The sequence below is a fragment of the Mycolicibacter hiberniae genome (assembly GCF_010729485.1).
GTDB classification, from domain to species: Bacteria; Actinomycetota; Actinomycetes; order Mycobacteriales; family Mycobacteriaceae; genus Mycobacterium; species Mycobacterium hiberniae.
Map to the genome: position 1 here is coordinate 3645435 of NZ_AP022609.1, position 25081 is coordinate 3670515.

A 25081-nucleotide genomic window follows, 5' to 3' on the forward strand; every position below is an offset into this window, starting at 1 on the left:
CACAGCTGGTGGCATCACTTTCGCATCATTTGTCACGCCGCCGCGGCTGCCTGTCAGAATGGACGCGATGTCACAGGCAGTCGACCAGGAGAGTCCCCCCGCCAAGCGGGGACCTTGGCGACGGGTGCTTCCGGCCACCGCGACCCGGCGCGCCCTGCTGTTGACCGCCCTGGGCGGGCTGCTGATCGCCGGTTTCGTCACCGTTGTCCCGGTGTTGGGCGAGGGCAGCGGCGGGTTGCTGGGCCGTCTGAATGCGCAGCCGGCGCCCGGAACGGGGGGCAAAGGGACCGGCCCCGCCTTGGGCCTGGGCACGGTCAAGGGCAACGAGGCGATCGATCGCGCAGTTGCCGGTGACTGCCTGAACTGGCCGGAGGACGACCTGGACGCGGCGACGATCGTCAGCTGCGCCGAGGAACACAAGTTCGAGGTGGCCGGGCCCGTGGACATGAAGATGTTCCCGGGCTCGGAGTACGGCCCGGACGCACCACCGCCGTCGATGGCCCGTATCGAGCAGATCACCCAGGAACAGTGCGAGTCCTCGGTGCGCCGGTACCTGGGCGTCAAGTTCGACCCGCACAGCAAGTTCGTCGCCAGCATGCTGTGGGCCGGCGAGCGGGCGTGGCGGCAGCACGGTGAGCGACGCATGCTGTGCGGCCTGCAGCTGCCCGGCGTGGGTGGGCGGCAGACCGCGTTCGTCGGCAAGGTGGCCGACATCAACCAGTCGAAGGTGTGGCCGCCGGGCACCTGCCTGGGTATCGATCCGGCCACCAACCAGCCCAACGACGTTCCCGTCGACTGCGCGGCGCCGCATACCAAGGAGGTCACCGGCACGGTCAACCTGGCCGAACGGTTCCCCGACGCCCTGCCGTCCGAGCCCGAGCAGGATGCGTTCATCAAAGAGGCCTGCACCCGGCTCACCGACGCCTACCTGGACCCGGTCCAGCTGCGCGACACGACGCTGACGCTGACTTATGCCACCGTCTCGCTGCCCAGCTGGGCGGCGGGCAGCCGCGAGGTGGCCTGCAGCCTCGGGGCCACGTTGGGTAACGGGGGCTGGGCCGCGCTGATCAACAGTGCCCGCGGCCCGCTGCTGATCAACGGTCAGCCGCCGGTCCCGCCGCCGTCCATCCCCGCGGAGCGGCTGAACCAACTGCCCGCCGGTAGCCAGCCGCGGTGAGTGTCCAGATGGACCCGGGCCGGTTCGACGATCTGGTCGCCGACGCGCTGGACCTGATCCCTGCGCCGCTGGCCAATGCCTTCGACAACGTCGTGATCCTGGTGGAGGACCGCAATCCCGAGGAGCCCGACCTGCTGGGACTCTACGAAGGGATCGCACTGACCGAGCGCGATTCGAGCTACGCCGGCTCGCTGCCCGACACCATCACCATCTACCGCGACGCGCTGTTGGAGATGTGCGAATCCGAGGAGGAGGTCGTCGACGAAGTCCGGATCACGGTGATCCACGAGATCGCTCATCACTTCGGCATCGACGACGACCGGCTGCACCAGCTCGGCTGGAGCTGATGCCGCTCGGCGCGCCGGTTCGGTGTTGTCGGCGCCCAGTGCTAAGAACGATCCATGGATGACCACTGCCGAGACTGCCGGGCAGGGCTGGAGCACTGCCACGGCTCACTCATCCACCATCTGCACCAGGCGGCGGAGTGCACCGAGGACGGGTGCCCGGGTGAGGTGCTGCCCCACGCGCTCGCCCTGGACTGCGAGGCGGTCGGATGCCGCTGCGCTCAGGTGCACGCGCTGGCGGTCTAGCTCTAGCCCATCGGATCGGTGTCGGAACGCAACGCGTCGCCCACCGGGTCGGCGCCGGGCTCGGGGTAGAACGGCGGCGTCAGCGATCCCCACTGCACGCAGCTCCAGCGGCCGTCGGTGATCGGCGCCAGCACCACGGCGGTGGCGTTGTCCAGGTGATGATCCAGGGCGAAGGAGCCGTCCACGCCGGCGAGCGTGGCCGCGGCCAGCCGGATCGCCGCGCCGTGGCTGACCACCACGATGTCGCCGGTCCAGTCGTCATCGTCGAGGTAACGCCTGCGCAGGTCGGTCACCACCGGCAGGTAGCGGTCGAGAACCTGCTCGGCCGACTCGCCACCGGGCAACGCGATGTCCGGCTCGCCGGAGTGCCAGCGCTGGTAGATCGCGTTGAACTCGGCGATCGCCTGATCGTCACTGCGGTTCTCCAGGACGCCGGCCTGAACCTCGTGGATGCCTTCGACGACGCGGGCCGTCACGCCCAGCCGGCCACTGATCTCGGCGGCGGTCTGCACCGCGCGGGTCGCCACCGAATGGGCCACCAGCATCGGGCGGTGCACACCTTGAGCCGCGAACCCCCTGGCCTGGTCGCGGCCCAGCGGGGTGAGCTCGGAACCGGGCGGGCGGGTGTCCAGGCGGCGGTCCACGTTGCCATAGGACTGGCCGTGCCGTAACAGCACCAATCGCCCGCTCATGCCCGCGCCCCGCATGTCGCCGGTCCGACAGGCCACGATCCCAGGTAGCGGACCTCGGCGCAGCTCTGGCGCAGCGCCTGCAGGGCCTGCGCGACCGCCGCGTCCTCGATGTGGCCCACGCAGTCCAGGAAGAACAGGTAGGTACCCAGCTCGGTGCGCGTCGGCCGGGACTCGATTCGGGTCAGATCGATTCCGCGGCTTCCGAACTCGGTCAGGGCGGCCGCCAAAGCTCCGGGCGCGTTCTCCAGGCGCAGCACCACCGACGTCCGGTCGGCGCCGGTGCGCGGCGGGGGCGCCGCCGGGACGCCCACCAACACGAAGCGCGTGCGGGCGTTGGGTTCGTCGATGACGCCCTGAGCCAGGGCGGCCAACCCGCGCTGCTCGGCGGCCAGCGCGGTACTCACCCCGGCGTCCGCCTCGCCCTCGCAGACTTGTTGCGCGGCCGCCGCATTGGAATTCGCCGGCACCACCTGGGCCAGCGGAAGATGCTCGGCCAGCCAGTGCCGAACTTGAGCGGCGGCAACCGGGTGAGCGGCCACCGTGCGGATATCGCCCGTCTTGCGTCCGGGCGCGACAACGATGGAAAACGCCACGCCCAAGGCCGTTTCGGCGAAGATCTGCAACGGCGACCCGGAAGCGAGCCCATCGAGGGTGGGTGTCACGCCGCCCTCGATCGAATTTTCGATCGGCACGCACGCATAGTCGGCGGCGCCGGTACGCACCGCGTCGAGGGCAGCCGGGGTGCTCTCGACCGGTAGCGGAACAGGGTCGGCGCCGGGAACCCGTCCGGCGCCGGTCAACGCGAGCAGCGCCGCTTCGGTGAAGGTCCCCGCCGGGCCGAGATAGCTGATGCGGGTCACCGGACAACCCTATCGGCCACACCACGCCAACGCGTCAACGTGCGGGTGGACTCGCGCACCGGCTTCGCTTTTCCGGTTGCGGCCACCCGCGTCATTAATTAAGTTAGGCTTACCTCACTTGAAAGGGGATCGATGCGCACCACCGCCGTAGCAACCGTCCCGACCTCCGCCGAGCGGATTCGCAGCGCCTGCATCCGAGGCCAAGCACTCCTGGCGATCGCCGATCGCGCCGACGCCGCGCCCGTCACTGCGCCGGTCTGCCACCTGATGAGCGACGGGAACGTGGTGGTCACCGTTCCGGTCGGGGATCCCGTCGTCGACGCCGCCGCCGGCTCCGGCGTGCCGGCGATGCTCGAACTGACCGACCATGCACCGTTGCGGCTACGCGAGCGGGTCCGCGCCCTGGCGTGGATCCGGGGCCTGCTGCGCCCGGTGCCCGGCCACGAGATCCCCGCGGTGCTCGACCGGATCGCCGCGGTCGCCCCGGATCCGGCGCTGCTGCAGGTGGTCTCGCCGCGCTCGGCAGGCCGGTTCCGCGACACGACCGGACCGGACGGCAACGAGTCGGAGATCACCTACACGCTGTTACGGCTGAGTCCGGAGTCGGCCGTGCTGGCCGACGCCACGGGCGCCGAGGCGGTCGACGTGCGCGACCTGCTGGCCGCCCGCCCGGACCCGTTCTGCGCAATCGAGGCGCACTGGCTGCAGCACCTGGACTCGGCGCACCCGGAGATGGTGGCCCGGCTCGCCGCCGCCAAACTCCCGCCACAGCTGCGACGCGGACAGGTGCGCCCGCTGGCCGTCGACCGCTATGGCATATGGCTGCGGGTGGAGGCCCACGACGAAGACCGCGACGTCCGGCTGACCTTTCTGCGGCCGGTCGCCGATGTGTCGAGCCTGAACCGCGCGGTCCGCGCGCTGCTGGGCTGCCCGTTTCTCAACGGGCTGCACCCCCGCCGCCCAACGCGGTAGCGGCTACCGTGGCGAGGTGACCGAGCCGGCGACCGCGCGACGCGTCCTGCGTCTGGAAATCGTCCTGGTCCTGGCGGTCACCTACGGACTGAGCGCCCTGACGGCAGTTCTGCAGCTCGCCGACGCGGTGCTGCGAGACCTCAGCGCGCAGCGGATCCCGCTGAACCCGCGCCGGTCGTATTTCGACTGGGTCGACCTGGGCCTCAACGCCGCGTGGGCACTGCAACTGATTGCCTGGGGAGCGCTGGCGCTCTACCTGCTGTGGCGAAGCGGATTCGGGCCCGGCCGCATCGGGCTGAACGGTTGGCCCCGCCGCGTCGACCTGGCCGGCGGGCTCGGGCTGGCCGCCCTGATCGGTCTGCCCGGGCTGGGGCTGTACCTACTGGCACGCACTCTGGGCCTCAATGCCGACGTCGTTCCCGCGGCACTCAACGACACGTGGTGGCGCGCCCCGATGCTGACCGTGATCGCGTTCGCCAACGGGTTCGCCGAGGAAGTGATCGTCGTCGGTTACCTGCTGACCCGGTTACGCCAGCTGCGGGTCTCGCCATGGGTGGCCTTGACCTGCTCGGCCCTGCTGCGGGGCACCTACCACCTCTACCAGGGCTTCGGCGCCGGGCTGGGCAACATCGCCATGGGGCTGGTGTTCGGTTACGCCTGGCAACGCAGCGGCCGGCTGTGGCCGCTGATCCTCGCCCACGGCCTGATCGACACCGTGGCGTTCGTCGGGTATGCGCTGTTCGCCGGGAAGCTGGGCTGGCTGCGCTGATGGCGCGCGGTACGTAGATTGGGCAGGTGAACGGCGATCGCAGGCAGGGCCAGCCCTGGCACTCCGCACCGCCGCGCCGGGAGCCGCCGCCGCTGCTGTATCGCGACGCCGCCCCCCGCCCGGGCTCGCCGGGACATCCGGCAGCGGGCTACCAAAGGTCGGCGCCTGGGAGCGTGCCGCGCCCGGCCACGCCGCCGGCGCGACCTGCGGGTGCGCGAACCCCGGCCGCACGCCCTCGCACCGCGCACCGGCGCCGATCCTGGCCGCGCCGCCTGGCGGTGCTCGCGCTGCTGGTGGTGCTGCTCGGGGCGGCGGGCCTGCTGAGCGCCGCGGCGTGGCTCGACACCACGCTGCAGCGGACCGTGGCGTTCTCCGCCTATGACGACCGCCCGGCACCGGGCCGCGGGACGACCTGGCTGCTCGCGGGCTCGGACAGCCGCGCCGATCTGAGCCCGCGCGAGCAGCAGGACCTCAGTACCGGTGGCAACATCGGCGACGGGCGGACCGACACGTTGCTGGTCGTCCATCTGCCCAGCCCGGGGTCGGGCTCGCCGGCCACCGTGGTGTCGCTGCCCCGTGACTCCTACGTCACGATCCCCGGCTACGGCCAGGACAAGATCAACGCCGCATATCCCCTCGGCGGCGCTCCCCTGCTGACCCGGACGGTTGAGCAAGCCACCGGGATCCGACTGGACCACTATCTCGAGATCGGTTTCGGCGGCTTCGCCGCGCTCGTCGACGCACTCGGCGGCGTCACGATGTGCCCACCAGAACCGATCGACGACGCGCTGGCCGGCCTCGAGCTGCCCGCCGGGTGCCAGACCCTGGACGGCGCGGCTGCCCTGGGGTATGTGCGGAGCCGGGCCACCCCGCGCGCCGACCTGGACCGGATGGAGCACCAGCGACTGTTTCTGTCGGCGCTGTCGGCCCGCCTCGCCGATCCGGTCGTGTGGCTCGATCCGCTGCGCTGGTACACCGTGCCCCGCGCCGCCGCACACGCGGTGCGCCTCGACGACGGTTCGGGCGTCATGGACCTGACCGCCTTGGGCTGGGCGCTGCGCGGCACCGCCGTCACCCTCACCGTGCCGATCGGAGGCTTCGTTCAGACCGCCGCCGGGGACGCGGTCGTGTGGGACCGCCCCGAGGCCGCGACGCTATTCGATGCTTTACGCCGGGATATGCCACCTTCGGAGGGGCCGGAGAATTAAGTACTACCTAATTCTCCAGCGGCTTTATGCAACCCTATCTTTACTTAGGGAAAGCTGACCTGAGTAAGCCTCGCCTTGGGTGCGCACCCCACTTGACCAGGGGTAGCATCGCGATCATGATCGAGACCGACCTTCACACAACGAAATTCCACGCGCTGCTTCAAGAGCAGATCTACCACGAATTCACCGCGGCGCAGCAATACGTTGCGGTCGCGGTATATTTCGACGGCGAGGATTTGCCGCAATTGGCGAAGTTCTTTTACGCCCAGGCCGTCGAGGAACGTAACCACGCGATGATGCTGGTGCAGTACCTGCTCGACCGCGACATCCGGGTCGAGATTCCCGGCGTCGACGCGGTGCGTAACAACTTCGACGGCCCGCGGGATGCGCTGGCGCTGACGCTCGAGCAGGAGCGCAGTGTCACCGAGCAGATCAGCCGGCTCACCAGCGCCGCCCGCGATGAGGGTGATCACCTCGGCGAACAGTTCATGCAGTGGTTCCTGCGCGAGCAGGTCGAAGAGGTGGCCCTGATGACCCGCTTGCTCCGGGTCGCCGACCGTGCCGGGCACAACCTGTTCGAGCTGGAGAACTTCATCGCCCGCGAGATCACCGTGGGCCAGGAGGCCGGCGCGCCGCGTATCGCCGGCGCCTGATCCCCGCGCTGATCCGTCAGCCCGCCCGCAACCGCGCCTTGGTTCGGGCGGGCTGATTGGTCGCGATCCAGGCGACGCCGACGTCGCGACAGAAATCGACGTCCTCTGCGCGGTCCACGGTCCAGCAGTACAGCGCGCGGCCCCGCGCGGCGGCCTGATCCACCAACTCGGGGCGTTCCCGCAGCGTCTCGATCGAGGGACCGATCGCCGTCGCTCCCACCGTCGTCGCCGCCCCGCCGCCTAAATACCGGGCACCGGACCCGAGCAGCACGGTCGGCAGCAGGGGCGCGGCGCGACGAATCCGCCACACCGCCGCCGCCGAAAATGACATGACCACCGCCCGGGACCGCGAGGCCGATGCCGGCGCGGCGAGCCCATAACGCTGGAGCAGCGCGAGCACCTCGCGCTCGACCATCGAGCCGTACCGCACCGGATGCTTGGTCTCGATGAAGATCTTCACCGGCCGGCGCCAGTCCAGAACCAACGCCACCAGCGCGTCGAGCGTGAGCAGGCCGGTATCGCCGATGGCGGGCTCGGACGTACCGGCTTGCCCGCCGGGGTGCCAAGCGCCGAAATCGAGGCTCTGCAGCTGCGACAGCGTCATCTCGCTGACCAGGCCGGCACCGCTGGAGGTCCGATCCACCCGCCGATCGTGCACACAGACCAGGTGGCCGTCACTGGTCAGCCGTACGTCGCACTCGACGCCGTCCGCGCCCTCCCGCAACGCCAAGTCGTAGGCGGCCAGCGTGTGTTCCGGCCGGTCGGCAGAGGCACCCCGGTGCGCGACCACAAACGGGTGCTCCGAGACGACATCGGCGGCCGGGGTCATGGGCCTATGCTGCCGGTTCCCGCCCGTCGGGCTCAAGAGTCGGCGCCGGCGTTTTCTGCGGTGGCTGCTGCGCCGCCCGCCGCGTCACCGCGGGCTCGGTGGCGCCACCGTCTGCCACCACCACCCAATGGTGCGAGGGCCGGCCGATCGACCGCCGCTCGAATCCCTCGACCACCCGGGCGGCGGCCACCACCGCCGCCAGACCGAGCAGATATGCGAGCACCGTGGCCACGATGTTGTTGGCAATGCCCTGGGCGCCGTCGGCCCAGCTGGTTGCCGTGGCGAAGATCGCGACGGCGGTGCTGGCCCCCCACACGGCCCACCACACCACAATGGGCTTGCGCAGTCGGGCCAGCCGGTGCTCCCGCTTGGCCAGTTCCAGAACGAAGACCGGAGCCCAGGCCAGGTTGACCACCGGCACCAGACACCCGGCCCACAGCGCCCAAGCGGGGCGCGTCTCAGGCCGATGCAGCCGCGCGAAGGTCGCCGATCGGCGGGCCAGCAGCCAGCGGGTCAGCACCACGGCGCAGCCGACCACCGCCGCGATCGCGGCGAGCCCGGCCAACCGTCCCAGCCACACCGCCCCGCCCGCGAGCAGGGGATTGAGCAGCCTGGTGCGATTGACGATCATCAAGACGTAGATCAGCGCGTGAACCAGGGCCGCCACTCCCAAAGCCGCAACGGCTGCGCCGAACGCCCGCTCCAGAGAACGTGTCGTGGGCACGGGCCGCTCTCCCGAGTGCGCCTGTGCAGCAGCGCGAACCGGCGCGCCCATCAGCGTCCAGCGCGGCATCACCTCATAACGCGGCGTCGGTCCGAGCGGGCGGCGCTGCGCAGGCAGCGGAGGCGGCGGGCCGGGCCGCACCGCGATCCAGCGGTACCGCAGACCCGGCTTCGGTGCCGCCGGCGCGGGCGCGGCCGGCGGTGCGGGTGGCCCCGGCGGGGTCCACTGCAACTGGGCTTCCTGCTCGGGTGTCAGCGGCGCCCACAGTGCGCCGTTGCAGCGCGGGCACCAGGCCCGTTGACGGTCGCGCACGTTCCACCGCGTGTTGCAGCGGGAACACACCTGGATCACCGCACCAGCCTAATGGGTGCCGACGTGTCAGTCCGGGTTTGCCCGACCACCGGCCTACTCGGCACCCGGTCAGCTACCACTGGCTATCCACAGTTTCCACAGGGTTATCCACATCCGCGGCGCGGGTCGCAGGCCTCGTGATGTGCCCGTTATATAGGGCACGGCGCATCGATTGTGGATAACGCGCCGCCGAACGAGGGCAGCGACTAACAGCACCGAGCGAAATCGCTTGATCGGCTAAGCGTCGCCGACGGGCCGCAAACACATCGACGCAGGTAAGTAGGGTTATCGTAGGGAATTTTTCCACGGGCCGCACAAAGCGCTATGATCGCCGTCACAGTAGCGGTGTGATGCGCCTCACGCGGGTGGGCGCGCGGCGAAGTAGGGGGCTGGAAGCATGACGGCACGCCCGATCGGATCCGGATCCGTGGTGTCGGGGTCCGCTTGGCATTCGGGATCGTCGACCTACAAGCGCGCCTACCTGTTGGCGTCGTTGCGCGCCGGACTGATCGCTTTGGTACTGCTGTCCTTCCTGCTTGCGCTCGTCCTGACCTGAACCCCGCTGCCAGGCACTGGCCCCCCGGCCGGCGTGCCCGGTTGTTGCGGTACGTGCAGTGTTAGAGCAGTGTTGGACGAGGTGGGTCACCACACCGCGACCCTGGTCCGGTGGGGTGGCGCCAGACCATCAGCACCTGTCGACAATGATCAACGGTGATCGACACCGGATCAGCACTGACCGAAGGAAGGAACCCCGTGGCCGACTACACCTTGCCGGACTTGGACTGGGATTACGGAGCCCTTGAGCCGCACATCTCGGGTCAGATCAACGAACTGCACCACAGCAAGCACCACGCCGCCTACGTGGCCGGCGTCAACAGCGCGCTGGCGAAGCTCGAAGAGGCTCGCGCCAACGACGACCACGCCGCCATCTTCTTGAACGAGAAGAACCTGGCCTTCCACCTCGGCGGCCACGTCAACCACTCGATCTGGTGGAAGAACCTGTCCCCCAACGGCGGCGACAAGCCGACCGGCGAGCTGGCCGCCGCCCTCGATGACGCGTTCGGCTCGTTCGACAAGTTCCGTGCGCAGTTCACCGCAGCCGCCAACGGCCTGCAGGGTTCGGGCTGGGCGGTACTGGGCTACGACACCCTCGGCAAGAAGCTGCTGACCTTCCAGCTCTACGACCAGCAGGCCAACGTGCCGCTGGGCATCATTCCGCTGTTGCAGGTCGACATGTGGGAGCACGCCTTCTACCTGCAGTACAAGAACGTCAAGGCCGACTACGTCAAGGCATTCTGGAACGTGGTCAACTGGGCCGACGTGCAGTCTCGCTTCGAGGCCGCCACGTCGAAGACCTCGGGGCTGATCTTCTAAGTCGTATCAACGGCCCGGCTGGGGCGTCGCGCCATCGGCGCGGCGCCCCGCCTAGTCTCTATACCGTCTCAATTCCCACTCGTCCGCCGTGTCCGCTTGAATCGCCCTGACCGGTGCCGCATGCTGGCAGACAACCCACCCGCTGAAAATGCGAGCAGGCGCGTCAAGCCAACAAGCCACAATGTCGCGGAGGGTGCGCGATGGAGACGACAGGACCCGGACGGGCGATCGAAGTTGCCCCTTTCCACTCCGGGGGCGAGCTTCACGGATTCGTGGTGTTCGGCCGGTGGCCGGATTCGACCAAGGAATGGGCTCAACTGCTCAGTGTCGCGGTCCGGGTAGCATCGATGCCTGGATTACTCACTACCACAACGATTTTCGGCACACACGAAGATTTCCCGGACAACCCGGGCGCAGTCGGGTTACTGCTGGCCGAGGGCACCGTCACCGGCGAGTCGGCGATCCCCCCGGGGTGTTTCGCCGGTCGCCAGCCGTCCGCGTTGCTGATGCTGCATCCGCCGTCGGAAACCATTCCCTCACTGCCCGAATGCCGGGGGGCGGCCTCGGGATGCGTACTGCTTCCGGGCCTGCCCCACCTGGGACTGCAGCATCGGGCGGCCTGGGTCGAAGCCGATGCCGACGGCACCGTCACCTCGCTGGTGAGCCGAGTCGGTGTCGACCCCGTCAGCCATCCCGATACCGCGATACTGGCCATGCTGCTTGCCGCATAAGGGGTTTTGCACTCAAGATTTCGGCTTGCCGAAATCGCCCGGCGGCTGGCGAACCGGCCCGCAGCGTCACTAGCCTCGGCAGCTGACGAAAGGTCGTCGCGCATGCTCGCCGCCGCTCTGATCAGCTTGGCCGTGGTGTTCGCCGCTGAGCTCGGCGACAAGTCGCAGCTGATCACCTTGACCTACGCCCTGCGGCACCGGTGGTGGGTGGTGCTCAGCGGGGTGGCCATTGCCGCGTTCGCCGTGCACGGAATCTCGGTGACGGTCGGGCACTTCCTCGGCCTGACGTTGCCGGCCCGCCCGATCGCAGCCCTCGCCGGCGTGGCCTTCATCGGTTTCGCGGCCTGGACGTGGCGCGACGGTACCCGCCCCGGCTCCGGGCAGGCCACCGTCGGTGAGCCGCGCTTCGCGCTGTTGGCGGTCGTGTCCTCGGTGCTGCTGGCCGAGCTGGGCGACAAGACGATGCTGGCCACGGTCGCGCTGGCCAGCGACCGTGACTGGCTGGGCGTGTGGCTGGGCGCGACGGTGGGAATGGTGCTGGCCGATGCGGTGGCGATCGCCGCCGGAGCGGTGCTGCACCGCCGGTTGCCCGAACACTCCCTGCATGCCGCGGCGAGCCTGCTGTTCCTGGCGTGCGGGTTGTGGATTCTGTTCGACGAGGCGCTCGGCTGGCGGACGGTGGCCGTCGCCGTGGTCGCCGCGCTGGCGGCCGTGGCGTCGGCGTCCGCACTGTGGCGGGCGTCGCGCCGCCGTTCCGCAGCGGCCGCCGGAGACGATTCCACCGGCCGGTAGCAAATCCCCCTGACGGCCTAATCGGCGGGGCAGCTTGCGCTTGGCCGGAGCGCCTTCCGACGACGCGGACCCGCCGACTAAGCTTGCCGTTGCGCTTCGTTCGCCAACGAGGCCGCAATTGTGCTTGGTACTACACGAGAATTGGACTGCAGCGACCGCTAAGGCCAACGATTGGGCTGCGCCAAACCCTTTCTCGTACATCAAGATCGAATTCGCTACGCGAACACTCTTGGTTGTGTCGGTAACTATCGCTACGATGATCAGCAAATCATCAGGCGTTTCTGCTCCGCCCGCGCAGAGCGCCTCGACCGCCTGCCTACCCCATGGAGGTCCTATCGATGAGCGCGTCGTTCGCCGTCCGCTTGAACCGCCTTTTCGATGTGGTCTATCCACCCGGACGTGGACCGCACACGTCCGCGGAGGTGATCGCGGCGCTCAAAGCGGAGGGCGTAACGATGTCGGCCCCTTACCTGTCTCAGCTCCGCTCGGGTAACCGGACGAACCCGTCCACCGCCACCATGGCCGCATTGGCCAACTTCTTCCGGATCAAGCCTGCGTTCTTCACCGACGACGAGTACTACGCCAAGCTCGACGCGGAGCTGTCCTGGCTGGACAGCATCCGCGATGCCGGGGTACGCCGCATCGCAACCCACGCCGTCGGCCTCTCCCCCGAGGCCCAGGAAGACGTTCTGGCCCACATCGACGAACTGCGCCGCAAGGAGCACCTCAGCGCCTGAGGCGCCGGCGGCGCGATTAGGGTGACTTGATCGGTTTCAGCGAGACACCGGGGAGGCGGCCGGGATGGGCCTGTTCAGAAAACGCAAGAGCCGCGCGACCCGGCGGGCCGAGGCCCGCGCGCTGAAAGCCGGCGCCAAGCTCGAGGCTCGGCTCGCAGCCAAGGGCGAGGCGAAACGCTTCAAGGCTGCCCAGCGCGCCCAGGACCGCGCACTCAAAGCGCAGATCAAGTCGGACCGCACCCGCGACCGCACCGCGCTCAAAGCGGCCGAGAGTCAACTCAAAGCCGCCCGCGACGGCCGGCTGCTGTCCCCGGCCCGAGTCCGCCGGACCCTGGTGGTCGCCAGGATGCTGGCTCCCGTCCTCGTACCGCTGGTGTATCGAGCCGCGATGGCGGTACGCGGACTGATCGACGAGCAGCGGGCCGCCGGGCTTGGGGTGCCGCTGGCCCGCATCGGCGAATTCTCCGGCAACCTGGCCCCGCTCTCGGCACGGATCGCGGGCGCGGAGAAGACCCTGCGGCTGGTGCAGGACCGCAAACCCAAGGACCCCGAGACCAAGCAGTTCGTCGCGGCGATCACCGAACGGCTGTCGGACCTGTCGACGGCGGTGACCGCTGCGGAGACCATGCCGGTTGATCGGCGCCGGGTCGCCGCCGCGGCCATCGGCGACCAGCTCGATGGCATCGACGCCGATCTGATGGCCCGGCTGGGGCTGCCGGTATGAGCGGCGGGATGCGCGCCCTGGCGCTGGCCGTCGCGATCGCCGCGGGTTCGTTCGCCGGCGCCGGTTCCGCGTGGGCACACGTGCACGCCAGCAGTCCCGGCGCGGTGCGGGGCGCGGTCGCAATGGTGACGTTCGAGGTGCCCAATGAGTCTCCGAACGGTTCGTCCACAACGGAACTCACCGTCACACTGCCCGACGTCGCCTCAGCTCGCACCGAAACCAAGCCCGGCTGGACGGCGCGCCTGGACCGCGACCCGAAATCGGGGGCGGTGCGCTCGGTGACCTGGACGGCCACCGACGGCGGCATCGGTGTTGACCAGTTCGGGCTGTTCCGGATAGCGATGCGGCTGCCGGACGCCGACACGGTGAACTTCCCGTCGGCGCAGCGATACGCCGACGGCACCGAGGTGCGCTGGGATCAGCCTCCCCCGGCCGGTGGGGGCCAGGCAGAGCACCCGGTGCCCACCCTGGCGCTGGGGTCTGGACCGGCGCCCAGTTCTGAACACCACGCCCAACATCCGGAGCCCGCGGTGTCGGCCGGCCCGGCGCCCGGCGCCGGAACCGAGGCCACGCAGCATTCCGCCGATAACTCGGCCCGCCTGCTCGGCGGCGCAGCCCTGCTGGTCGCCGCGCTGGCCGCCGCGATCGCCCTGGCCAGGCGGCGGGCATGAGGCGGGTGCTGCACACCGTGCTGGCGGCGGTGTTTGCGCTGGGCATGCTGTCGGCAAGCGTCGGCGTCGCCGCGGCGCACGCCGTGCTGGTCTCGACCGACCCGCCGCGCGATGCGGAGCTGTCGCGCGGACCCGACCGGGTCAGCGCCACCTTCAACGAGCAACTGCAGGCCGACTTCGCCGCCATGACCGTCGTGGGGCCCGACGGTCACCTGTGGTCCACCGGGGAAACCCAGGTGACCGGCGCGGTCGCCAGCGTCGCGGTGCGCCCGCTGGGACCGGCCGGCACCTACACCGTCCACTTTCGGGTCACCTCCGCAGACGGGCACGTGGTGTCCGGATCGTGGCCGTTCCAGCTGACGGAAGCCGGCACCGGGGAGCCGGGACCGGCGGTCGGCGACCGCTCGGACGCCGCACCCGCCGTGGGACACCGCGACGCCGACGCGCCCGCTGACATGCCCGTTTGGCCTTTCGTCGCCGGCGCGGTGGCGCTCGTCGCGGCCGGTCTGTGGTTCAGCCGCTCCCGCTCCTGATTGTTCGGGCCGGCGGTCACCGAGGGCAGATGCTGGCATGATGGGAACGTTGCCGGTTTCCGCGACCAGAACCCGCAGAGGAGCTGCCGTATGACCGAACCGCAAGGCCAGCCCGATCCCGATCCCACCGCCTCGGCTCCCGAGTCGGTGACCCCCGCTGGCGCAGACAAGCCCGCAGACCCGCCGGCGGCGCCACCGAAAGCGCCCGCCAAGAAAGCCCCGGCTAAAAAGGCCGTCGCCAAGAAGGCTCCGGCCAAAGCCACAAAAAAGGCGCCTGCGAAGAAGGCGCCCACCAAGAGCGCCCCTGCGGCGCCTGCCCCCGCCCCCGCTGCCCCGGCCGCGGCGGCCGTGGCCACCAACGGCGCGGCGCAACCGTCCAATGGCGCCAAGGAAACGGCCGCCCAGGCCAAGACCACGGTGGACACCGCCCACAACCCGCTGAGCCCGCCGGTGCCGCGGTCACCACGGCCCCCGAGCCCGCTGTTGGCTGCCGGAGTGCTCGGCGTGCTCGCTTTGCTGTTGCTCCGCCGGCGGCGCCGCGCGCGCCGAGGCTGACCCGCGGTGAGTGCTCGCTTCCGGCCCACCGCCGACTTGGTCGATGAGATCGGTCCCGTCGTACGCAGCTGCGATGTCCAATTCCGCCAGCTCGGCGGCCGCAGGGAGTTCGCCGGACGCATCAGCACGGTGCGCTGCTTTCAAGACAACGCGCTGCTCAAATCGGTGCTCTCAGAACCGGGCGACGGCGGCGTGCTGGTGATCGACGGCGGCGGCTCCCTGCATACCGCGCTGGTGGGTGACGTCATCGCCGAGCTGGCCCGCGGCAACGGCTGGGCGGGGCTGATCGTGCACGGCGCGGTGCGCGACGCAGCGACCTTGCGCACCCTCGACCTGGGGATCAAGGCGCTGGGCACCAATCCACGCAAGAGCGGCAAAACCGGTGCCGGCGAGCGCGACGTCGTGGTCGATTTCGGCGGTGTCGCGTTCGTGCCCGGCGCGACGGCGCACAGCGACGACGACGGCATCGTCGTCGTCTGAGGTCCGGCGCACCGATGGAAGCCACATTGCGGGCACGCTGGGAGCTGCTGCGCGCACGAGTCGACGACGCATGCCGCGCTGCGGGCCGTTCACCCGGGGACGTCGAGGTGCTGCCCGTGAGCAAGACCTTCGGTCCCGACCTGATCCGGCAAGCCGTCGATCTGGGCCTGCGACGGTTCGGCGAGAACAAGGTCCAGGAGATCAAGGACAAGTACGAGCCGCTGGCCGACTGCGGGATCGACTGGGTGATGATCGGCCACCTGCAGACCAACAAAGCCGGCGTGGTCGCGCGGCTGGCCGCCGAGGTGCAGTCGGTGGACCGGTCCAGATTGGCTGCGACCCTGGACCGCCACCTGCGCGCCGAAGGCCGTGTCATGGACGTGCTGGTGCAGGTCAAAACCTCTGACGAGCCCAGCAAGTACGGTCTGGACCCCGGCCGGCTGCTGCCCTTCCTCGATGAGCTGGCCGGCTACCCCAGCCTGCGGGTCCGCGGCCTGATGACCCTGGCCATCAACACCGACAATCCGGATGCGGTTCGCGGGTGCTTTCGCCGGCTCCGCGAACTGCGGGACGACGCCGTGGCGCGCGGCCACGACCTTCCGCGACTGTCGATGGGGATGAGCGGCGACTTTCCCCTGGCGATCGCCGAGGGCGCCACCGAGGTGCGGATCGGGACCGCCCTGTTCGGCGCCCGACCCCACCCGGATTCCTTCTATTGGCCGGAGAACGGCTAGCGCAGGCTAGGCGTTCACCGGGGCCCGGTGCTTGCTGAACCGCAGGGATTCCTCGTCGACCTTGCCGTACCGGATCAGCTGCAGGTCCAGCAGATAGTTCTGCTTGAGCCGCCACGGCGCCACCGCCCCGGACCGGGGCAGGCTGTCCATCGACCGGCGGAAGTATCCGGGATTGAAGTCCATGAAGGGCCGTTCCTCCACGGTGCCGCCGGGGTGCTGCGGCTCGACCCGGTCAAAGCCGTGCTCGTCCATGTAGTTGAGCACCCGGCAGACGAATTCCGAGACCAGGTCGGCCTTGAGGGTCCACGACGCATTGGTGTAGCCGAAGGTGACCGCCGCGTTGGGAACACCGGAGAACATCAGGCCCTTGTAGGTCATCGACTTGGGCAGGTCGATCGGCTGACCGTTGCGCGACAGGGTCGCACCGCCCAGCAGCTGCATGTTCAGCCCCGTCGCGGTGACGATGATGTCGGCGTCGAGCTCCTGCCCGGAGTTGAGCCGGATCCCGGTCTTGGTGAAGGTGTCGATCGTGTCGGTGACGACGTCGGCCTTGCCGTCGCGGATGGTCTTGAACAGATCCCCGTTGGGGGCCAGGCACAGCCGCTCGTCCCACGGGTTGTACCGCGGGCCGAAGTGCTTTTGCACGTCATAACCCTTGGGCAGGCGGTGCTTGGCCATGGTCATCAGCGTCTTGCGCATGTACTTCGGGAAGGTCCGCGCCAGCTGGTACTGCACGGTGCTGAAGCCGATGGCCTTCCACCGGTTTACAAAGTGCGCCGCCTTCTCCGGCAGGTAGCGGTTGGCCTTCTCCGCGATCGGGTCGACCAGCGGGAGCGCGCCGACGTAGGTCGGCGACCGCTGCAGCATGGTCACATGCCCGGCCCCGGAATTGGCGAGCGCGGGGATCAGGGTCACCGCGGTGGCGCCGCTGCCGATCACCACGATCTTCTTGCCGGCGTAGTCCAGATCCTCCGGCCAGTGCTGCGGGTGCACGATGGTTCCGGCGAAGTCGTCGGCGCCGGGGAACTCCGGCGAGTAGCCCTGCTCGTAGTTGTAGTAGCCGCTGCAGGCGAACACGAACGATGCGGTGATCTGCTCCTGCTTGCCGTCGTTGTCCACGGTGACCGTCCACTGGTTGTCGGCATCAGACCAGTCGGCGGCCGTCACCCGGTGCCGGTAACGGATGTGCTTGTCGATGCCGTTCTCGGCGGCGGCCTCGTTGATGTAGTTCCAGATGGAGGCGCCGTCGGCGATGCTGTGCGCCGAGCGCCACGGCTTGAACCGGAAGCCCAGGGTGAACATGTCCGAATCCGAGCGAATGCCCGGGTACTTGAACAGATCCCAGGTGCCGCCGAGGTTTTCCCGGGCCTCCAGGACGGCGTAGCTCTTGTTCGGGCAACGATCCTGCAGGTGCCAGGCAGCGCTGATACCGGAGATCCCCGCGCCGACGATCACAACATCGAGGTGTTCAGTCATGCCGCCAGGTTATCAACGGTGCGTCGAGACAGTCAACACCCTGTTGATTAAGTCGACATGGTGTAAAGTAACTGCCATGGCCAGCCCCAATGCGACCCGTCACGGACGCCGTGGGACCCGGCCGTCCGGAGACGATCGCGAACAGGCGATCCTGGCCACCGCCGAACGGCTGCTGCAACAGCGCCCACTCGGCGACATCTCCGTCGACGACCTGGCCAGGGGCGCGGGCATCTCGCGGCCGACCTTCTACTTCTATTTCAAGTCGAAGGACGCCGTGCTGCTCTCCCTGCTGGAGCCGCTCATCGCCGCCGCCGACTCGGAGTTTGAGGGGGCGGTGCAACGCCTGCCCGGCGACCCGCGCCGAATCTGGCGCAACGGCATCAAGGCCTTCTTCCTCGCGTTCAGCTCGCACCGGGCGATAGCTCGCGCCGGCACCGAGGCGCTGGCAACCAGCCCGGAGTTCCGGGCCATGTGGAACGGCTTCATGCAGAAGTGGATCCAGCAGACCGCTGCGATGATCACCGCCGAACGTGATCGCGGTGCCGCACCGGCGACCATCGACGCCGTAGACCTCGCCACGTCCCTGAACCAGATGAACGAACGCACCATGATGGCCGCGTTACTGGCCGAGGAGCCGTCGGTGCCGCATGACCAGGTGGTCGACACGCTGACCCACGTCTGGATCAACAGCATCTACGGCCAGGCGTACTGAGCCCCGCTCAGAACTGGGAAGCGCCGAAACCGGCCAGCAACACCGAGAATCCGCCTATCTCGCCAACGATGAGCAACACCATCCCCAGGCGCAACTGCCAGCTGCCCGACCGGAATTGGTTTGTGGTGTCGCGCAATACGCCGTGCAACATGTAGCTGCCGATGGCGGCGACAAAGAAGGTCACCATCACCATCGCCGCGGTCATGTTGACCCAGGTCGGCCAGCCGCTCAGTTCGACGAAGACCGCCACCAGCAACGCGGCAAAGGAATACATCAGCGCCGCCCGATGCGCGATGTCGACGTATACGTGCGCCTGACCATCCTCCGAGGCGGCGATCTGCTGGTACTTCCAGACCCCCAGCACCAGCGCCAGGAGAAAGATCAGACCGGCCGACAACAAGGTCACCTTGGTGTCGATGTCCAGACTCATAACCACCGGGTGAGCCTACTTCTCCTTCCGATGGTTTTGCGCCGAGGCGAAGAATCGCCGTGTGCCCGCCGTGACCGGGCCCCAACCACAATGACACCGCTAGGCTCGGCGAGATGCGCTTTGCGTTCAAGACCTCGCCGCAGAACACCACCTGGGCCGACATGCTGGCTGTCTGGCGGGCCGCGGACGACATCGACGTCTACGAGTCCGGTTGGACCTTCGACCACTTCTACCCGATCTTCTCCGACCCGACCGGTCCGTGCCTGGAGGGCTGGACCACCCTGACGGCCCTGGCGCAGGCAACCACACGGCTACGCCTGGGAACCCTGGTGACCGGTGTGCACTACCGCCATCCCGCCGTGCTGGCCAACATGGCCTCCGCCGTCGACATCATCTCCGCCGGCCGGCTCGAGCTCGGTATCGGCGCGGGCTGGAACGAGGAGGAATCCGGCGCCTACGGGATCGAGTTGGGCACCATCGGCGAGCGCTTCGACCGCTTCGACCGCTTCGAGGAAGCCTGCCAGGTTCTCGTCGGCTTATTGAGCGCGCCGACCACCACGTTTTCCGGCACCTACTACCGACTCACCGACGCCCGCAATGAACCCAAGGGCCCGCAGCGTCCCCATCCACCGATCTGCATCGGCGGCAACGGCGAGAGGCGCACTCTGAAGATCGCGGCGCGTTACGCCCAGCATTGGAATTTCGTCGGGGGCACGCCGGCCGAGTTCTCCCGAAAGCGCGAGGTGCTGGCCGCCCACTGCGCCGACATCGGGCGCGAACCGGACCACCTCCTGTCGGCGCACGTGCGATTGCAGCCGGACTTGGACTACCGCCGCGCACTCGACGAAGCCGCCGCCCTGGGCGCGGTGGGACTCGACCTGGCGATCATCTATCTGCCGGCGCCCCATGACCCGGCGGTGCTGGAACCGTTGGCCGAAGCGATCCGAGATTCCGGGTTATTGAGTTCGGTTACGAATCGATAACGCCTAGCAAACCCTGGCGGGGGAAGTCCGGAGACTGAATCCCACGGTTCGCGGCACCGCCTAAGTGGCGAAGCGGACGAGTTCGTCAGCGGTGACCAGGCGCTCGTGCTTGGCCGGGAACTCTCGGCTTCGACGTGGATGCCGCAGCAATGACCAGGCCATACGGCCCATCCGGTATCGGTATATCGGGTTTGTGTACACGGCGCTGTCCCCCGCCCCGGATCGGAACCAGATTGGAATCAATGTGATCCAGGTTAACACTTTGTTAACGTGGATCACATAGCTGTCCATTAGACACCCGGCCCATGGCAAACAATCCGCGACGCGCCGATCGTTGGGGCAGAAGTTGAAAAAGTGACTCATGGGATCTAGTGGCCGAGGAGCTGGAGAGCCAGCCGGCGCGCCCGCAGGATCGGCGCAACCGACCGCTCGACCTTGGATCCGACAAGAGCGCCGTCATAGAGCAGCTGCACCTCACCGGCCCGCTGCTCCGCTTCGCCGACCCCGGCCTGCTCGAGTAAGCCCGCCAGCGTCTCGTGCATCCAACGGCGGTGGGCCACCACCGGCTCGAGATCGACGCCCGCGTAAGCCCCCGCGGCGTTGACGTAGAGGCATCCGCGATAGCGGCGCCTTCTGGCCGCTGCCGCGGCCAGATCGAAGAACAGCACGATCTGCTCGACCGGATCGCGCAACCGGGCCGCAGCGCGGTCGTATCGCTTGCGATCAGCCTGATCCAAAGCATTGAGATACGCCAGAACCAGTGCGTCCTTCGAGCCGTAGAGGTTGTAGAGACTGGCTTTCGCCACCCCCGCCTCCGCCAGGATACGGTCGATGCCGACTTCCCGAATGTCCTGTGCGGCAAACAGTTCCGTTGCAGTATCGAGAAGCCGCTGAGCCGCAGACGTGCCGCGAGCGGCGCCGATGGCGTCCCCGCTCCGGGATCCGGTCATGCCCGTCATGGCAGCAGACTAACCCAGCATCTTCAATAGACAGGGCTGTCTATCACTGGCACCGTCATGGCCATCGACGGCGAAAGGACACCCCATGACTCTGTACCTCTACGAGATCGCCCCGCTGCGCCACGACCGCGCCGATGCCGACCGCGCGATCAAGGAACTCGACACCCTCGTCCAGCGGGACGGCGGTGAGCTGATCGAGGCCCAGGTGACCGGTGCGGCCGGACGGATCTTCGCCATCACCGAATTCGGCACCTGCCAGGCCCCATCGGTCGACGCGGCGACGTTGTCGGCGGCCGAGGTCAGTGGCCCCCACCCGGTACGGCTGGTCGGCGCCGACCTCGCGCAGCTCAAGGCCATCCGCCCCGCCGCCGGTTACCTCGTCGAATGGGACCTGCCCGCCGATCTGGACATGGACACCTACCTTGCCCGCAAGAAGGCGAAGGCACCGAAGTACGCCGATGTCCCGGAGGTGACCTTCCTGCGTACCTACGTGCGCGAAGACATGGACAAGTGCCTGTGCTTCTACGACGCCCCCGACGAGGCCGCCGTCCGCCGCGCCCGCGAGGCCGTGACCACCCCCATCGACCGGCTCTACCGCCTCGAAGGCGGACCACGGTGAGCACACCGGTGCGTCATGTGCCCGCCGCGCTGGCCGATCTCACCGCGACCGTGGCAGACCGTGCCGAGGGACTCGATGCCGGAGAATTCGACGTCCGCGCCGACTTGGCCCGGTTCGGCTCGGCAGGCTTGTTCGCCGCGGCGCTGCGCGACGACGGCCTGCCCGAGTTGGTTTCGACCATCGAACGCACCGCGGCGGCAAGTCTGGCAGTCGGATTCTCGTTATGGGCGCACACCATGGCGGTCACCTACTTGGCCCACGCGCCGGCTCCGGCGCGCGAGGGCCGCCTGGTCCAGTTGAGCAACGGCGACCGAGCGGGAGTGACGGCGATGGCCGCCGGACTCAAACAGGTCGCCGGACTGGGCCCCGTGCCGCTGATCGCCGACGGTGCCGACGACGACCTGCGAATCTCCGGACCGATTCACTGGGCCTCCAACGTCTTCGACGATTCCCTGATCGTGTTGCCGGCACGTCGGCCCGATGGAGCCACCCTCGTCGCGGTCGTCGATGCGGATACTCCCGGTATCACGGTCAACCCGGCACCCACCTTGATGGCCCTGGGTGCCACGGCCTCCACATCCCTGCACCTCGACGACGTTGCCGTGCGGCCCGAGCAGATCCTGACCTGGAACATGGCGGGCTTCGTCAGCACAATTCGGCCGGCTTTTCTGTTGTTGCAGACCGCATTCTGCGTCGGAGTGGCCGACGCCGCGCTCGACGGGGCGCACCAGAGCCGAGGCAAACTGGCACAACTGTTTTCCCTCGAAAGCACCGAGCTCGGCCGGCAGCTCCACCAGCTGCGCGCCACGCTGTACACGCTGGCCGGCAGATCGCCCGACGCGGACCTGGCCGACATCATCCGGCTGCGCCTGGACGCCGCGACCACCGCGGTCAACGCCACCCGGCTGGAATCGACCTTGGCCGGTGGCGCCGGCTATGCAGCCCGCAGCGCAGCCAACCGGCGCTTTCGGGAAGCGGCTTTTCTCCCCATCCAATCGCCATCGGAAGGACAACTGCGGTGGGAACTGAGTCGGTTCGAGTAACCCAGGGCAGCAAGCGATTCGGTTCCGTCGCAGTACTGCGCAATATCGACTTCTCGGTCGGTGAGGGAGAGTTCGTCGCCGTCCTGGGCGCCAGTGGCAGCGGCAAGTCGACGCTACTGCGGGTACTGGCCGGCCTCGAGACGCTGGATGGCGGCACCGTCACCTGGAATTCCGCCGGCAACCGGCCACGCACGGGTGTCGTATTCCAGCGACCGCTCCTGATGCCCTGGCTGCGCGTCGCCGACAACGTCACCTACGCTCGGCGCTTCGCCGCGCACCGGGCGGAGTTCGACCAGGCGCGCGCCGCGGAGTTGATGGCGCGCTTCGGCGTCGACCAGCTGGCCGATCGCTATCCCGATCAGCTTTCGGGAGGGCAGGCGCAGCGGGTGGCCATCCTGCGCGCGGTTGCCACCAATCCGCGGCTGCTGCTGCTCGACGAGCCGTTCAGTGCACTGGACCCGACCACCCGCACCGACCTGCAGGGCTGGCTGGGCCAGCTGGCCGCCGAGCTGCGCGTGACCGTGGTACTGGTCACCCACGATGTCGATGAGGCGCTGCGGCTGGCCGAGCGAATCGTACTGCTGGGCGCCGATGGACAGCTGCGCGACGAATGGACGATCGGCACCGGCACCCCCGACCGCCTGGGCATGGTGCGCCAGGAGATTCTGGCGCGCTACGACGCCGACCGCAGCACCGTCGCCGGTGGAGTGCCGTCGTGACAGCGTTGACACGCCGTCGTCTGCTGCTCGGCGCCGCCTCGGCCGCCGCGGCCGGCGGCCTCCTCGGGATCGGCGATCTGGCCCGCAGCGCCACCGCCGCGCGCGCGTCCGACACCGGTGGTCCGCTGCGCATCGGTTACCTGCCGATCACCGACGCGGCGCCCTTGCTGCTGGCGCACAGCGCCGCGTTGTATCCGACCGGGGTGGTCAGTTCCGCCAAGCCGGTGCTGTTCCGCAGCTGGGCAGCACTGGCCGAGGCGTTCGTCACCGGCAGGGTGGACGTGGTCCACCTGCTGATGCCGATGGCCGTGCAATTGCGCTACGCCCTAGGCGGCGGCGTGCGGGTACTGGGCTGGAATCACACCAACGGCTCGGCGCTGACCGTGGCGCCCGACATCGAAGACCTGACCGACCTGGCCGGCACCCAGGTGGCCATCCCGTTCTGGTGGTCCATTCACAACATCGTTGTGCAGCAGCTGCTACGCGCACACGGACTCCGTCCAGTTTTGCGGCGCAGCGCTTCTCGGGCGGCACGCACCGTCGAATTGATCGTGATGAGCCCGTCGGACATGGTGCCCGCACTGGCCAACCGTTCGATCGGCGGCTACGTGGTCGCAGATCCGTTCAACGCGGTCGCCTCGATCAAGAAGATCGGCCGCATCCACACCTTTCTCGGCGACGTCTGGCGTGATCACGCCTGCTGCGCGCTGATCACCCGTGAGGACGTAATCGCCCAGCGGCCCAACGCTATTGCGCAGGTGACCGATGCCGTCGTCGGCGCGCAGCTGCTGCTGAACTCCGACCGGGCCGGCGCGGCCAAGGCCCTGGGCGGCGGGCGCTACCTGCCGCAACCCGTGCCGGCGGTGCAGCTGGCCCTGACCTACCCCACTCCGCCGTATCCGCTGATCCACCCCGACTGGCAACCGCAGCGGCTGGGCTACACCCCGTTTCCCTTCCCCAGCTTCACCCACCGCCTGGTGGAAGCCATGGGCGAGACGATCATCGACGGCGATCGGCGTTTCCTGGATCGACTGGATCCCGCCCAGGTGCACGACGACCTCGTCGACGACCAGTTCGTCCGGGACGCGCTGGCGCGACGCGGCGGGCCGGCGGCGTTCGGACTGCCCGAATCACTGCATCGAGAAGAACAGGTGGCCACCTCATGACGAGCATCGCAGTGCCGCGCAGCGACCGCCCGGAGCCGGCCTCCGACGCCGGCGGACGGTCGCGGTGGTGGCAGAGGTTCTGGCCGCCGGTCGCCAGCGTGGGCGTCGCGATCACGCTGTGGTGGGCGGCGACATCCGCGCTGTGCGCCCCGCAGTCCCTGCTGCGCCAGACCGCGCCCCAGCACGTGCTGGCGGCGCTGGGAGACCTGCTCGGCCGGGGTGTGCTGGTGCCCGACACCGCCGTGAGCCTCTACCGGCTGGTGATCGGCCTGCTGATCGCGGCACTGGTCGGTATCCCGGCGGGCCTGCTCATCGGACTGAGCCGCACCGCCGAGCGCGCGGCGGGTCCCCTGGTGGCGTTCCTGCGGATGATCTCTCCCCTGTCGTGGACGCCGATCACCGTGGCGGTGTTCGGCATCGGCAGCCAGCCGGTGATCTTCCTGATCGCCGCGGCGGCGGTCTGGCCGGTGCTATTGGGAACAGTCGCCGGCGTGCACGCCATCGACCCGGGATACCTGCACGTCGCGCAGTCGCTGCACGCCAGCCGGTTCGAGCAGCTGACCGCAGTGGTGTTGCCTGGGGTCCGCGTGCAGGTACAGAACGGTCTGCGCCTGGCCCTGGGCATCGCCTGGGTGGTGCTGGTGCCGGCCGAGATGCTCGGCGTGCGGTCCGGCCTGGGGTACCAGATCCTCAACGCCCGCGATCAGCTCGACTACGCGTCCGTGGTCGCGGTGATCGCCGTCATCGGCGTTCTGGGCTACCTGCTCGACCTGGCGGCCCGGCTGCTTCTCGCACCGCGGCGCGCCACCGCCGGCTGA

General features: G+C 68.8%; 31 protein-coding genes and 1 pseudogene. 25 read left to right on the forward strand and 7 right to left on the reverse strand.

Annotated elements, in window-relative coordinates:
- Positions 1–58: 58 nt before the first annotated feature.
- From G6N14_RS17205 to G6N14_RS17215, 3 genes and pseudogenes are all read left to right on the forward strand, one after another.
- Positions 59–1156: pseudogene (locus G6N14_RS17205) on the forward strand (septum formation family protein); the annotation flags it as partial.
- Positions 1157–1173: 17 nt separating this feature from the next.
- Positions 1174–1524 carry a metallopeptidase family protein gene (locus G6N14_RS17210; RefSeq protein WP_085135968.1) on the forward strand — a complete coding sequence of 117 codons (351 nt, stop codon included), beginning with the start codon at positions 1174–1176 and terminating at the stop codon, positions 1522–1524.
- Between the two features lie 54 nt (positions 1525–1578).
- On the forward strand, positions 1579–1767 hold the full coding sequence (locus tag G6N14_RS17215; protein ID WP_085135967.1) for a hypothetical protein: 189 nt from the start codon (positions 1579–1581) through the stop codon (positions 1765–1767).
- A gap of 2 nt (positions 1768–1769) precedes the next feature.
- On the opposite strand, the gene G6N14_RS17220 is transcribed toward G6N14_RS17215, so the two are convergent.
- Complete coding sequence (locus tag G6N14_RS17220; protein WP_085136074.1) at positions 1770–2459, reverse strand: histidine phosphatase family protein; 690 nt, start codon at positions 2457–2459, stop codon at positions 1770–1772.
- Entirely contained in the window at positions 2456–3319 is an 864-nt protein-coding gene (gene pheA, locus G6N14_RS17225; protein ID WP_085135966.1) for a prephenate dehydratase, read from the reverse strand. The genes G6N14_RS17220 and pheA overlap by 4 nt, the downstream gene beginning before the upstream one ends.
- A 132-nt stretch (positions 3320–3451) precedes the next feature.
- On the opposite strand from pheA, the gene G6N14_RS17230 reads away from it, so the two are divergent.
- The 4 genes from G6N14_RS17230 to G6N14_RS17245 all read left to right on the forward strand — a co-directional run bounded on the left by G6N14_RS17230 (position 3452) and on the right by G6N14_RS17245 (position 6921).
- Positions 3452–4291, forward strand: a complete 840-nt coding sequence (locus tag G6N14_RS17230; RefSeq protein ID WP_085135965.1) for a DUF2470 domain-containing protein — start codon at positions 3452–3454, stop codon at positions 4289–4291.
- Positions 4292–4307: 16 nt separating this feature from the next.
- Positions 4308–5060: a CPBP family intramembrane glutamic endopeptidase gene (locus tag G6N14_RS17235; protein ID WP_085135964.1), complete on the forward strand. Its 753-nt coding sequence runs from the start codon at positions 4308–4310 to the stop codon at positions 5058–5060.
- Positions 5061–5086: 26 nt separating this feature from the next.
- On the forward strand, positions 5087–6268 hold the full coding sequence (locus G6N14_RS17240) for an LCP family protein (protein ID WP_085135963.1): 1182 nt from the start codon (positions 5087–5089) through the stop codon (positions 6266–6268).
- Positions 6269–6384: 116 nt separating this feature from the next.
- On the forward strand, positions 6385–6921 hold the full coding sequence (locus G6N14_RS17245) for a ferritin (protein WP_085135962.1): 537 nt from the start codon (positions 6385–6387) through the stop codon (positions 6919–6921).
- Between the two features lie 16 nt (positions 6922–6937).
- Here G6N14_RS17245 and G6N14_RS17250 read toward each other — a convergent pair whose 3' ends face one another.
- On the reverse strand, positions 6938–7750 hold the full coding sequence (locus tag G6N14_RS17250; RefSeq protein WP_085135961.1) for a glycerophosphodiester phosphodiesterase: 813 nt from the start codon (positions 7748–7750) through the stop codon (positions 6938–6940).
- 4 nt (positions 7751–7754) lie between these two features.
- The gene (locus G6N14_RS17255) at positions 7755–8825 is read right to left on the reverse strand and encodes a DUF4328 domain-containing protein (RefSeq protein WP_085135960.1); all 1071 of its coding nucleotides are present in this window, start codon (positions 8823–8825) and stop codon (positions 7755–7757) included.
- Positions 8826–9222: 397 nt separating this feature from the next.
- Here G6N14_RS17255 and G6N14_RS20575 point away from each other — a divergent pair, with 397 nt between their 5' ends.
- From G6N14_RS20575 to G6N14_RS17305, 11 genes are all read left to right on the forward strand, one after another.
- On the forward strand, positions 9223–9381 hold the full coding sequence (locus tag G6N14_RS20575) for a hypothetical protein (protein WP_165756880.1): 159 nt from the start codon (positions 9223–9225) through the stop codon (positions 9379–9381).
- A 197-nt stretch (positions 9382–9578) separates the two neighbouring features.
- Positions 9579–10199, forward strand: a complete 621-nt coding sequence (locus G6N14_RS17260) for a superoxide dismutase (RefSeq protein WP_085136073.1) — start codon at positions 9579–9581, stop codon at positions 10197–10199.
- A gap of 200 nt (positions 10200–10399) precedes the next feature.
- Entirely contained in the window at positions 10400–10930 is a 531-nt protein-coding gene (locus G6N14_RS17265; RefSeq protein WP_046317289.1) for a hypothetical protein, read from the forward strand.
- A 102-nt stretch (positions 10931–11032) separates the two neighbouring features.
- Positions 11033–11722 (forward strand): TMEM165/GDT1 family protein, encoded by a 690-nt coding sequence (locus G6N14_RS17270; RefSeq protein WP_085135959.1) that lies wholly within the window; start codon positions 11033–11035, stop codon positions 11720–11722.
- A gap of 338 nt (positions 11723–12060) precedes the next feature.
- Positions 12061–12459 (forward strand): helix-turn-helix transcriptional regulator, encoded by a 399-nt coding sequence (locus G6N14_RS17275; RefSeq protein WP_085135958.1) that lies wholly within the window; start codon positions 12061–12063, stop codon positions 12457–12459.
- Between the two features lie 64 nt (positions 12460–12523).
- On the forward strand, positions 12524–13183 hold the full coding sequence (locus tag G6N14_RS17280; RefSeq protein WP_085135957.1) for a DUF6474 family protein: 660 nt from the start codon (positions 12524–12526) through the stop codon (positions 13181–13183).
- Positions 13180–13854 carry a YcnI family copper-binding membrane protein gene (locus G6N14_RS17285; RefSeq protein WP_109559824.1) on the forward strand — a complete coding sequence of 225 codons (675 nt, stop codon included), beginning with the start codon at positions 13180–13182 and terminating at the stop codon, positions 13852–13854. The genes G6N14_RS17280 and G6N14_RS17285 overlap by 4 nt, the downstream gene beginning before the upstream one ends.
- Positions 13851–14387 (forward strand): copper resistance CopC family protein, encoded by a 537-nt coding sequence (locus tag G6N14_RS17290; protein WP_085135956.1) that lies wholly within the window; start codon positions 13851–13853, stop codon positions 14385–14387. Before G6N14_RS17285 ends, G6N14_RS17290 begins: the two co-directional genes overlap by 4 nt.
- Before the next feature lie 90 nt (positions 14388–14477).
- Positions 14478–14942 (forward strand): hypothetical protein, encoded by a 465-nt coding sequence (locus G6N14_RS17295; RefSeq protein ID WP_085135955.1) that lies wholly within the window; start codon positions 14478–14480, stop codon positions 14940–14942.
- Positions 14943–14948: 6 nt separating this feature from the next.
- A complete protein-coding gene (rraA, locus tag G6N14_RS17300; protein WP_085135954.1) occupies positions 14949–15422 on the forward strand; it encodes a ribonuclease E activity regulator RraA in 474 nt (157 codons plus the stop codon).
- A 14-nt stretch (positions 15423–15436) separates the two neighbouring features.
- A complete protein-coding gene (locus G6N14_RS17305; RefSeq protein WP_085135953.1) occupies positions 15437–16156 on the forward strand; it encodes a YggS family pyridoxal phosphate-dependent enzyme in 720 nt (239 codons plus the stop codon).
- Between the two features lie 6 nt (positions 16157–16162).
- On the opposite strand, the gene G6N14_RS17310 is transcribed toward G6N14_RS17305, so the two are convergent.
- Positions 16163–17632, reverse strand: coding sequence for a flavin-containing monooxygenase (locus G6N14_RS17310; protein ID WP_085135952.1), 1470 nt, complete (start codon positions 17630–17632; stop codon positions 16163–16165).
- A gap of 76 nt (positions 17633–17708) precedes the next feature.
- On the opposite strand from G6N14_RS17310, the gene G6N14_RS17315 reads away from it, so the two are divergent.
- Positions 17709–18344 (forward strand): TetR/AcrR family transcriptional regulator, encoded by a 636-nt coding sequence (locus G6N14_RS17315; protein WP_085135951.1) that lies wholly within the window; start codon positions 17709–17711, stop codon positions 18342–18344.
- A 7-nt stretch (positions 18345–18351) separates the two neighbouring features.
- Here the strand turns inward: G6N14_RS17315 and G6N14_RS17320 are convergent, their stop codons facing one another.
- The gene (locus G6N14_RS17320) at positions 18352–18774 is read right to left on the reverse strand and encodes a hypothetical protein (RefSeq protein ID WP_085135950.1); all 423 of its coding nucleotides are present in this window, start codon (positions 18772–18774) and stop codon (positions 18352–18354) included.
- Between the two features lie 113 nt (positions 18775–18887).
- Here G6N14_RS17320 and G6N14_RS17325 point away from each other — a divergent pair, with 113 nt between their 5' ends.
- Positions 18888–19757, forward strand: coding sequence for an LLM class F420-dependent oxidoreductase (locus tag G6N14_RS17325; protein WP_085135949.1), 870 nt, complete (start codon positions 18888–18890; stop codon positions 19755–19757).
- A gap of 368 nt (positions 19758–20125) precedes the next feature.
- Here G6N14_RS17325 and G6N14_RS17330 read toward each other — a convergent pair whose 3' ends face one another.
- Positions 20126–20716 (reverse strand): TetR/AcrR family transcriptional regulator, encoded by a 591-nt coding sequence (locus tag G6N14_RS17330; protein ID WP_085135947.1) that lies wholly within the window; start codon positions 20714–20716, stop codon positions 20126–20128.
- 85 nt (positions 20717–20801) lie between these two features.
- Between G6N14_RS17330 and G6N14_RS17335 the strand changes: the two genes are divergently transcribed.
- Genes G6N14_RS17335 through G6N14_RS17355 form a run of 5 tightly spaced genes read left to right on the forward strand, consistent with a single transcriptional unit; the run spans position 20802 to position 25081 of the window.
- Positions 20802–21335: a DUF4242 domain-containing protein gene (locus G6N14_RS17335; RefSeq protein WP_085135946.1), complete on the forward strand. Its 534-nt coding sequence runs from the start codon at positions 20802–20804 to the stop codon at positions 21333–21335.
- The gene (locus G6N14_RS17340; protein WP_179960848.1) at positions 21332–22378 is read left to right on the forward strand and encodes an acyl-CoA dehydrogenase family protein; all 1047 of its coding nucleotides are present in this window, start codon (positions 21332–21334) and stop codon (positions 22376–22378) included. The genes G6N14_RS17335 and G6N14_RS17340 overlap by 4 nt, the downstream gene beginning before the upstream one ends.
- Positions 22354–23097, forward strand: coding sequence for an ABC transporter ATP-binding protein (locus G6N14_RS17345; RefSeq protein ID WP_085135945.1), 744 nt, complete (start codon positions 22354–22356; stop codon positions 23095–23097). The genes G6N14_RS17340 and G6N14_RS17345 overlap by 25 nt, the downstream gene beginning before the upstream one ends.
- Positions 23094–24263, forward strand: a complete 1170-nt coding sequence (locus tag G6N14_RS17350) for an ABC transporter substrate-binding protein (RefSeq protein WP_109559822.1) — start codon at positions 23094–23096, stop codon at positions 24261–24263. Before G6N14_RS17345 ends, G6N14_RS17350 begins: the two co-directional genes overlap by 4 nt.
- Positions 24260–25081, forward strand: coding sequence for an ABC transporter permease (locus G6N14_RS17355; RefSeq protein WP_085135943.1), 822 nt, complete (start codon positions 24260–24262; stop codon positions 25079–25081). Before G6N14_RS17350 ends, G6N14_RS17355 begins: the two co-directional genes overlap by 4 nt.

Bases quoted from the DNA above. Each gene is read 5' to 3' on its own strand.
- G6N14_RS17275 (WP_085135958.1), top strand. From the start codon at position 12,061: ATGAGCGCGTCGTTCGCCGTCCGCTTGAACCGCCTTTTCGATGTGGTC.
- G6N14_RS17325 (WP_085135949.1), top strand. From the start codon at position 18,888: ATGCGCTTTGCGTTCAAGACCTCGCCGCAGAACACCACCTGGGCCGAC.
- G6N14_RS17285 (WP_109559824.1), top strand. From the start codon at position 13,180: ATGAGCGGCGGGATGCGCGCCCTGGCGCTGGCCGTCGCGATCGCCGCG.
- G6N14_RS17330 (WP_085135947.1), bottom strand. From the start codon at position 20,716: ATGACGGGCATGACCGGATCCCGGAGCGGGGACGCCATCGGCGCCGCT.
- G6N14_RS17335 (WP_085135946.1), top strand. From the start codon at position 20,802: ATGACTCTGTACCTCTACGAGATCGCCCCGCTGCGCCACGACCGCGCC.
- G6N14_RS17320 (WP_085135950.1), bottom strand. From the start codon at position 18,774: ATGAGTCTGGACATCGACACCAAGGTGACCTTGTTGTCGGCCGGTCTG.
- G6N14_RS17215 (WP_085135967.1), top strand. From the start codon at position 1,579: ATGGATGACCACTGCCGAGACTGCCGGGCAGGGCTGGAGCACTGCCAC.
- G6N14_RS17315 (WP_085135951.1), top strand. From the start codon at position 17,709: ATGGCCAGCCCCAATGCGACCCGTCACGGACGCCGTGGGACCCGGCCG.
- G6N14_RS17310 (WP_085135952.1), bottom strand. From the start codon at position 17,632: ATGACTGAACACCTCGATGTTGTGATCGTCGGCGCGGGGATCTCCGGT.
- G6N14_RS17270 (WP_085135959.1), top strand. From the start codon at position 11,033: ATGCTCGCCGCCGCTCTGATCAGCTTGGCCGTGGTGTTCGCCGCTGAG.
- G6N14_RS17245 (WP_085135962.1), top strand. From the start codon at position 6,385: ATGATCGAGACCGACCTTCACACAACGAAATTCCACGCGCTGCTTCAA.
- G6N14_RS17355 (WP_085135943.1), top strand. From the start codon at position 24,260: ATGACGAGCATCGCAGTGCCGCGCAGCGACCGCCCGGAGCCGGCCTCC.
- G6N14_RS17220 (WP_085136074.1), bottom strand. From the start codon at position 2,459: ATGAGCGGGCGATTGGTGCTGTTACGGCACGGCCAGTCCTATGGCAAC.
- G6N14_RS17230 (WP_085135965.1), top strand. From the start codon at position 3,452: ATGCGCACCACCGCCGTAGCAACCGTCCCGACCTCCGCCGAGCGGATT.
- G6N14_RS17265 (WP_046317289.1), top strand. From the start codon at position 10,400: ATGGAGACGACAGGACCCGGACGGGCGATCGAAGTTGCCCCTTTCCAC.
- G6N14_RS17295 (WP_085135955.1), top strand. From the start codon at position 14,478: ATGACCGAACCGCAAGGCCAGCCCGATCCCGATCCCACCGCCTCGGCT.
- G6N14_RS20575 (WP_165756880.1), top strand. From the start codon at position 9,223: ATGACGGCACGCCCGATCGGATCCGGATCCGTGGTGTCGGGGTCCGCT.
- G6N14_RS17290 (WP_085135956.1), top strand. From the start codon at position 13,851: ATGAGGCGGGTGCTGCACACCGTGCTGGCGGCGGTGTTTGCGCTGGGC.
- G6N14_RS17280 (WP_085135957.1), top strand. From the start codon at position 12,524: ATGGGCCTGTTCAGAAAACGCAAGAGCCGCGCGACCCGGCGGGCCGAG.
- G6N14_RS17250 (WP_085135961.1), bottom strand. From the start codon at position 7,750: ATGACCCCGGCCGCCGATGTCGTCTCGGAGCACCCGTTTGTGGTCGCG.
- G6N14_RS17305 (WP_085135953.1), top strand. From the start codon at position 15,437: ATGGAAGCCACATTGCGGGCACGCTGGGAGCTGCTGCGCGCACGAGTC.